Here is a 7,752-nt window from a genome sequence, read left to right as displayed (position 1 = left end):
GCTTCTGCCTGGTGTCGTTCACCTCGGACTGGCTTTTTCCGACCGAGGAGAGCCTCTCGATCGTGCATGCGCTCAACGCCGCCGGAGCATCGGTATCCTTCGTCGAGATCGAGACCGACCGCGGCCACGACGCATTCCTGCTCGACGAGCCGGAACTGTTTGCCGCCATCAACGGCTTCATCGGCTCGGCCGCCAGGGCGAGAGGGCTGGGCCTATGAGCGTCAACCGCGACCAGCGCGTCGACCTTGAAGTCGTCGCCAACCTCATCCCACCACAGTCGCGCGTGCTCGATGTCGGCTCGGGCGACGGCTCGCTGCTCGAATTGCTGCAGGACAGCAAGCAGGTCGACGGCCGTGGGCTCGAGCTGTCGCAGCGCGGCGTCAACGAATGCGTGGCGCGCGGCCTCTCGGTCATCCAAGGCGACGCCGACAAGGATCTCGAATTCTATCCCGATAAGGGCTTTGACTTCGTCGTCCTCTCGCAGACGCTGCAGGCCACCCGCAACCCGAAGCTGGTGCTCGACGAACTGCTCAGGATCGGCAATCGCGCCATCGTCTCCTTCCCCAATTTCGGCCATTGGCGTGTGCGTCTGTCACTGTTCGTCAACGGCCGCATGCCGGTGACCAAGGACCTGCCCTATTCCTGGTACGACACGCCCAACATCCACTTCTGCACCATCCGCGACTTCGTCAATCTGTGCGACGAGCTCGGCGCGACAGTCGAGAAGGCAACCGCTCTCGACGCCAACGGCCAGAAGATCGGCCTGTCGATGCCGTGGTGGTTCTGGAACTTCTTCGGCCAGCAGGCAGTGTTCTTGCTGAAACGGCAGTAGCCGCAAGCTATTCGAGGATGTCCGTGGCCTTGTGCGGATGTTCGACGCCGTCAGCAAACACCACGTCGGCCTCCGAATTGTCCGTGCGCAGCGCCAGAATCGCTTGATAGGCGGGCGAATTGTACCAGCCATGCACATGCTGCCTGTCGGGAAATTCGATGATAATCAGATGACCCGGCCAGTTGTTCTCGATCACCTCGACATCGCCGCCATGGACCAGAAAACGGCCGCCGAAAGGTTCCAGCGTGGCATCGATCTTGTGCAGGTATTCGACGATCTGCGGGCCCATCGTGGCTTGGCGCATATGGGCGACGGCGTAAGCGGTCATAAGTGCACTCCCTTTCAATCGAAGCCGATTGCCGGCTCCGCAGGCACAGATTGCCAAGGGTCGTGACAGAATTCGATTACCCCAAAAGTAATAAGAATGAGATGAGGCGATCGTGACGAATCGGCCTGCGTGATCCTGAGGCGGTTTCCAGTCTCCGGCCCTCAGGGTGTTGCCGTTGAGACGCAAGGTTGCGAATTCGTGGTTGCGGACGGATTGAACTCTGCAACCAGATGATGACACGGGAGCATGTTTTTCGTAGCGTCATGCCGGACGCGATGCCGAGCGAAGCACGGAGCGGGGAACCTGACCTATTCGATCGTTGTCGAAATGGAAAACGCCAAGTCCATCAATGAAGATGAGATCGGCGTTTCGTTCAGTGCTTTGGCACGGGAAATAGAAGCCGTGACGACAACCGGTCAATACATAAAACCGGAGGTCATCGTCGTTCACAGCGGACCAGATACCGACACACCGCTTCTGCGGCATCGTCTCACCGAAATTGTTCCGCAACTTGGCATGGTAGCAAACACGATCTTCAGCGCCTGCACAGGCGGCCGGTACTATGAGGTCAAGAACGCAGGCGCCGCGTTGGCCAAGGGCGACATCGTCATTTTCTGCGATTCCGATACAGTGATCGAAGACGGCTGGCTGTCGGCACTTCTCAAACCGCTCCAGGATCCGAAGACGATCGCCGTGAACGGTTACACCTATCTCGGCTGTGACGATTTCGCGTCGCGGACCTTTGCGCTTCTGTGGTTCTTCCCGCTGCGTGATGGTGATCGACGCTTTGCCTCCAAGCGCGCGATGAACGCTAACAATTGCGCCTTCCGCAGAAGCTGGTTAGCCGGCCATCCCTTTCCGGCCAGCAATGGATTCAAGGTTTCTTGCACGTTGCTCACCAGCCAGTTACGAGCAAGCGGGCATGATTTTGTCAGAGTCGATGCCCGGGCCAGCCATTATCCCCCGCGCGGTTGGCGCTTTTTCTTTTGGCGTGCCCTGGTCACCGGGCGCGATGCGGACCGGAAATATGTGGCACTGGCATCGCCATCCCAAGCCGCGCGAGTGCTGAAGGCGACAAGACGTTGGTTTTCGACATCCTGGAAAGTGGGTGGGCGTATTCTGACGCATGCAACTCGGCTCGGAATGCCGGCATGGCAGATCCCGTTTGCACTGATCGTCGGATTGGCCTTTTGCGCGCTGGTTTTTTGTGCACAAGCGGCCATGGCCCTTGGGCTGGTTCGGGACGAGGTTGAAAACGTGCCCCTCTACGTGGGACATAGCTGAAGCACTATGGTCAAAATGGGCAAAACCATCGAACCGACACCTCTCATCACGGTCATTACGCCGACCCACAACCGACGCGAAACGGTGTTGCGCGCCGTGGAAAGCGTACTCTCCCAGAGCATGTCGAGGCTTGAGCACATTGTCGTCGACGATGGTTCGACCGATGGAACCGAAGCGGCGCTGGCCCGCATCCAGGACCCGCGGCTGATCTATGTCGGGGCGAAATGGCGAGGCGCCAACGCAGCCAGGAATGCCGGCATCGAGCGCGCGCGGGCACCGTTGGTGACGTTCCTCGATTCCGACGACATCTATATGCCGCACCGGCTTGAACGAACCCTGACCTGGTTCGAGGAAAATCCTGCACTGCAAGTGCTGATCAGTTCGTTCGTGTCCCTGAAAGGCAATCGCATCACAAACTGCGTCAACCCCGAGGCGTTCGTGAGCCCCGCAATGCTGGAGCGGACGCTGGTTGGGCAGACCATCTTCATTGCCGGCTCCGCGATCACGGCTCGCCGCGAAGCCTTGCTGGCCATCGGCGGCTACGACAGCGACATCACCCGCATGCAGGATCGCGAATTGCTGCTGCGCCTTGCGCGGCGCTTCGGTGCGCAGTTGTCCAGGGATCTGGACTGGACGAAATACAATTCGGAGAACTCGATTTCCGGCCGCCGTGACGGCTATGTCGAGGCCTATGCGAACCTGATGGGCAAACATCCGCATATTGCCCATGCCTACCCGCACATTCCGCCTTACATGATCTCGCGGCAACTCATCGCCGACATCCTGCGAGGCAGGATACCGGAGGCATTTCAGGGCTACATGGCCAACCGTTCATCCAAAACGCTTGGCTATTCGCTGCCGGAATTGATGCAAGGCTATGTCCATGGCCGGCGCTGGCGCCGCGATCTCTCCAACGAGTTTCGCAATCAATTTGGTGCCCGGCCCGCTTAAGCCGAGAGGGATTCCGGGAAATTGTGGAACGGTTTTCCCTCCGGATCGCGTTAACCCCTCTGTCGAGAGCTCAACGGTCAAGTGCGGGAAAATACGGATCCGATAGAAACCGCCTGTCCCGTTCGCCTTGTAGGCAGTCTATCGGCGTCGCCGCGTCGACGGGGATGCTTCTCACCTCGTCCTGAATGCCGCTCACTTCCAGGAGCAGCTTGCGCCGGATGGCTGTCGAAAACTCGGCGGCGGCATAGATAGGCAGCACGAAGGAACCGGGTCCGCCGATCACGCACTGCGCATAATACTGGTCGAGATGGCTGAAGGTGGGCGACGGGCTGATCAGGATCGGCAGGCCATTGACGACGATGCCTTTGGCAGTCGCCGCATCACGCGTCGCGGTGACCGGCGGCCCGATATTGTTCGGTCCGTCGCCCGAAATATCGATGACGCTGCGTTCGCCCTGGAAAGACGTGCGGTCGAAAAGCTCGGTGCCGAAGGCCAGCGCGCCGGAAATCGAAGTGCCGCGAAAGCTGCGGAACGGGCGAGCCGCGACCTTGTCGGCAAAGCTGTTCGCGCTCTCGGCACTATCGATGATCTGCCAGCCGATGACCGCGTCGTCGCGGACCGTGCCGGCCCATTCGAAATAGGTCAGCGCTATGCGGCCCGTGGCGCCAGCGCGGACAGCCTTGATGAAGTCGGGATGCCGCAGCGCCTCGACATAACCGGCCCGCTGCAGGGCGAACTCCTTCTCGTCCATCGACAGCGAGATGTCGACCGCCAGCACCAGCTCGACGTCGACGGCGAGCGCATCCGGCGGCGAGGCCATCGGGGCAGCCTGGGCGCAGGCAAGACAGGCAAGCAGGCGAAGAGCATCAAGCATGGCCGTCGCCAGGGTTGTTCTCCCGAAGAGCTTCCCTCGCGATCGCGGCAAAATAAAGCTCTGCTTCCCTCGCTCGGATATCAGCTCATTTCTTGCGGCGGGCGGCGACTGGCGGCGGTTCTATCGCGCCGGCCCTGACGCGGGCGGGCTTCAGGGCTGGCGCACCGGAATCCTTGACGATCGTCAACGCGCGCGGGAAGAAGTGGTTGTTGTGCTGGCCGCGCCCGATGTTGAGGATCGCTGTCCCCGGCAAACGCTTCTCGAGCATCGACAGCACGCGTCTTAGCGATGGGCCGTCGAACGCATCCAGCGCCTCATCGATGATCACCCATTTCGGCTGCCGCAACGCGAGCCTGGCGAAGGCCAGCGAGCGTTGTTCGTCATCGCCCAACTCATGGTCCCAACGCCCGGCACGGTCGAGCGATGAGGATAGCCGTCCCAGACCGACCTCGGCCAGCACCGCCGAAATGTCGGCATCGTTCGCCGGCGCGGGCCCGTTCGGGTGATCGAGGACTTCGCGCAACGTGCCGACCGGAAAATAAGGCACGCGCGGCACGAATATGGGGGTTTCTCCCGACGGCAGGCCGATCCGGCCGCTTCCCCATGGCCACAGGCCGGCAATGGCACGAAAGAACAGCGTCTTGCCCGCACCGGGGTCGCCGGTGATCATGACGCGCTCGCCGGGGCGGATTTCGACATGCGGATCGGCGAGTCTGGTGCAACCCTCCGGCGAGGTCACTTCGAGCTTCTCGAAAGTCAGGCTGCCATTGACGTTTTGGCCGAAGGCAATGCGCTTTTCCGTGTCATGCAGCGCATCGGTTTCATCGAGCGCGATGCGGAAATCGGCCACGCGCATCAGCGTGGCGCGCCAATCGGCGATGCTGCCGATGTTGTTGATGAACCAGCGCAAGGAAGAGTGGACCTGGTTGAAGGCGCCGACCGCCATCATCAGCCCGCCAAAGCTGATATCACCTGAGAAATAGACCGGCGAAGCGACCAGTATGGGCGCCACGACGGTGATCCAGCCATAGGTGTCGGTCACCCAGGACAGGTTGATCTGGGCGGTGTAGATGCGCCGCATGGCGCCCAGCACCGTGCCGAGATCGAGTTCGAGCCGCCGCCTTGCGTCGGCCTCGCCGTGATACAACGCAATGGCATCGACGTTCTCGTTGACGCGCACCATCGAGGAGCGCAGCTCGGCTTCGCGTGTATAGCGGTCGCTGTTCAGGCGGATGAGCGGGCGCCCGACCAGCCAGCTCAGCCAGGAGGCGATGCCGGCGTAAAGGATAGCGGCCCAGACCATGTAGCCCGGTATGGCCAGCGAGGTCCCGCCGATGTGGAACACGAAGCCCGAGGACAGCTCCCACAGCACCCCGACGAAGGACACGAGCAGAATGCACGACTGCAGCAGCCCGACGCCGAGATCGGTTGACAGGTCGGACAGATGCGCGGCGTCCTGCTGCATGCGCTGGTCGGGATTGACGCCGATGGCGCCGGCATTGGCCAACCGGAAGGCGCGCGCCGGCCGCATCCACTGATCGATCAGATCCAGCGTCAGCGCCTCGCGCAGTTTGAGCCTGATCATCTGGTTGAGCCAGGTCTGGCCGATATTGAGCACCAGCAGCCCGCCGGCGATCATCGCGAAGACGAGGAGCTGGTGCAGGAAGGCCGCCATGTCGCGGCGCGAAAGCGCATCGTAGAAAGGCTGGTTCCAGCGGTTGAGCAGAACCTGGCCGATCGACGTTGCGATGATCACGGCCATGATGCCGACCGATGTCCACAGCAACCATTTGCGAACCGGCGATCGCGCCAGTGCCCGCCGGATCGTCGCCACCTGATCGCGCAGGCTGCTGGCTTCAACCGCCACGGCAACCGGATGAACGGCGGCGGCATTGTCCGGTTGATCAGCCATGGCCGAGGTCCTTGCGTCAGTGCTGAAACCGGATGGAGAAACTTGACAGGCGTTTGTATGGGCTGCCGGATGGGCTGTCGGTCCGCTTGCGACAGATAGGCAGGGAAACGAGGTCAGGCACGTTTGCCGTGATCACGAAGCCGTCACCCGCGCAGCCGAGGGCTTGGCATCGGCTTTGCGACGGCCAAGCCGGGTGGCGCCATGCGGCGACAGCACCGGCACGAAGACGCGGCGCGAGGCGCGCTGGACGACGGGCACGCCTTGATAGAGCCGTTTCTGCGCCTCGACGACGATGACGCCGGAAAAGATCGGCCACAGCCGCCGGCCGGCGCGCTCCAGCACATTGTGGAAGCGCATCATGAAACGGCGCTTCGACGGCGGAAAGAACAGCGCATCGGACCAGGCGGCGGGCGTAAAATTGGCCTCGCGCAGCAATTCGGTGAGCTGGCCGCGCGAAAAGGGCCGGCCATTGCCGAATGGGGTGTGCTCGAAGCGCGCCCAGACACCGCGCCGGTTGGGCACGACGATGACCACCCGGCCAGCCGGCGACAGCACGCGCCAGATCTCGTTCAGCGTCTCACGCGGGTTCTCGACATGTTCGAGCGAATGGACGAGCAGCATGCGGTCGATGCAGGAATCGACCAGCGGCAGTTCCTCGTCGAAGACCAGTGCCGTCGCCGTCGGCCCTGTCGCCGGCCACACCACCGCGCCTTGCGTTGCCGGCATGAAGGCAAAGACCCGCTCGGCATCGGTGCCGAACCGCTCCAGCCAGGGCAAGGTGTAACCCAGACCAACCAGCCGCTCGTTGGGCACGACCGCCCATATCGACGACAACGCCATGGTGATCGAACGCTCGGCGAACCGGCCGAGCGTTGTCGAATAGAAGGAGCGAAGATCGACGATGTCGGAATGCATGGCAGGGATGTAGCCGTGATATCGGCGGGTTTCAACAAAAGGCCGCGACGACCCGACATTCCGAGATGTCATTCGACATCCGGGATGACATCCACGCGCCGGCGCCCTATGTCTGCGGCCATAAACGGAGAGATGCGATGCCGGTCGAAATCGAACAGTTCATGTGCCGCAGCGACAATTTCGGCGTGCTGGTGCATGATCCCAAAAGCGGCCAGACCGCGATCATCGACGCGCCCGAGGAAGCGCCTATCCTGGCAGCGATAAAGCGCACCGGCTGGACGCCGACGACGATCCTGACCACGCATCATCACATGGATCACGTCGAGGCCAATCTGGCGCTGAAGGAGCGCTTCAAGCTGCGCATCGTCGGCCCGGAAGCGGAAAAGGCCAAGATCCCCGGCATCGACGAGACCGTCGAAGACGGCTCGGTTCTCCATCTTGGCGATGAAAAGATCGAAGTCATCGCCACGCCCGGCCACACCGCCGGCCACGTTTCCTACTATTTGCCGGTTTCGGGTGTGGCGTTCACCGCCGACACGCTGTTTGCGCTGGGTTGCGGACGGCTGTTCGAATGCAAGCCGCCGGTGATGTATGAATCGCTGAAGAAGCTGGCTGCACTTCCGGCTGAAACGGCCATCTATTGCGGCCACGAATAT

Annotated in this window: 8 protein-coding genes and 1 pseudogene; 5 read left to right on the top strand and 4 right to left on the bottom strand. The window is 61.8% G+C overall.

Features of this window, described 5'->3' with window-relative positions; genetic code table 11:
• Both metX and metW read left to right on the top strand, forming a co-directional pair.
• Positions 1 to 218, top strand: a pseudogene (gene metX, locus EN939_RS13260) (homoserine O-acetyltransferase); the annotation flags it as partial.
• On the top strand, positions 215 to 832 hold the full coding sequence (metW, locus tag EN939_RS13255; RefSeq protein ID WP_127268377.1) for a methionine biosynthesis protein MetW: 618 nt from the start codon (positions 215 to 217) through the stop codon (positions 830 to 832). The pseudogene metX and the gene metW, both read left to right, overlap by 4 nt.
• Before the next feature lie 7 nt (positions 833 to 839).
• On the opposite strand, the gene EN939_RS13250 is transcribed toward metW, so the two are convergent.
• Positions 840 to 1,160 (bottom strand): DUF1330 domain-containing protein, encoded by a 321-nt coding sequence (locus EN939_RS13250; protein WP_127268376.1) that lies wholly within the window; start codon positions 1,158 to 1,160, stop codon positions 840 to 842.
• 327 nt (positions 1,161 to 1,487) lie between these two features.
• Here EN939_RS13250 and EN939_RS13245 point away from each other — a divergent pair, with 327 nt between their 5' ends.
• Both EN939_RS13245 and EN939_RS13240 read left to right on the top strand, forming a co-directional pair.
• Positions 1,488 to 2,444, top strand: a complete 957-nt coding sequence (locus EN939_RS13245) for a glycosyltransferase family 2 protein (protein WP_236383418.1) — start codon at positions 1,488 to 1,490, stop codon at positions 2,442 to 2,444.
• A gap of 15 nt (positions 2,445 to 2,459) precedes the next feature.
• Positions 2,460 to 3,395, top strand: a complete 936-nt coding sequence (locus tag EN939_RS13240) for a glycosyltransferase family 2 protein (RefSeq protein WP_127268374.1) — start codon at positions 2,460 to 2,462, stop codon at positions 3,393 to 3,395.
• 70 nt (positions 3,396 to 3,465) lie between these two features.
• On the opposite strand, the gene EN939_RS13235 is transcribed toward EN939_RS13240, so the two are convergent.
• The 3 genes from EN939_RS13235 to EN939_RS13225 form a co-directional block, all read right to left on the bottom strand.
• Positions 3,466 to 4,269, bottom strand: a complete 804-nt coding sequence (locus EN939_RS13235) for a DUF1194 domain-containing protein (protein ID WP_127268373.1) — start codon at positions 4,267 to 4,269, stop codon at positions 3,466 to 3,468.
• An 85-nt stretch (positions 4,270 to 4,354) separates the two neighbouring features.
• Entirely contained in the window at positions 4,355 to 6,181 is a 1,827-nt protein-coding gene (locus tag EN939_RS13230) for an ABC transporter ATP-binding protein/permease (RefSeq protein ID WP_127268372.1), read from the bottom strand.
• 132 nt (positions 6,182 to 6,313) lie between these two features.
• Positions 6,314 to 7,096, bottom strand: coding sequence for a class I SAM-dependent methyltransferase (locus EN939_RS13225; RefSeq protein ID WP_127268371.1), 783 nt, complete (start codon positions 7,094 to 7,096; stop codon positions 6,314 to 6,316).
• A gap of 137 nt (positions 7,097 to 7,233) precedes the next feature.
• On the opposite strand from EN939_RS13225, the gene gloB reads away from it, so the two are divergent.
• Positions 7,234 to 7,752, top strand: a 519-nt coding sequence (gene gloB, locus EN939_RS13220; RefSeq protein WP_127268370.1) for a hydroxyacylglutathione hydrolase, incomplete at its 3' end; no start/stop codon positions are given.

Source organism: Mesorhizobium sp. M7A.F.Ca.CA.002.05.1.1, from assembly GCF_003998335.1.
Taxonomy (GTDB): Bacteria; Pseudomonadota; Alphaproteobacteria; order Rhizobiales; family Rhizobiaceae; genus Mesorhizobium.
Note: the sequence above shows the minus strand (reverse complement) of the source record. Positions and strands in the feature narration are given on the sequence as shown.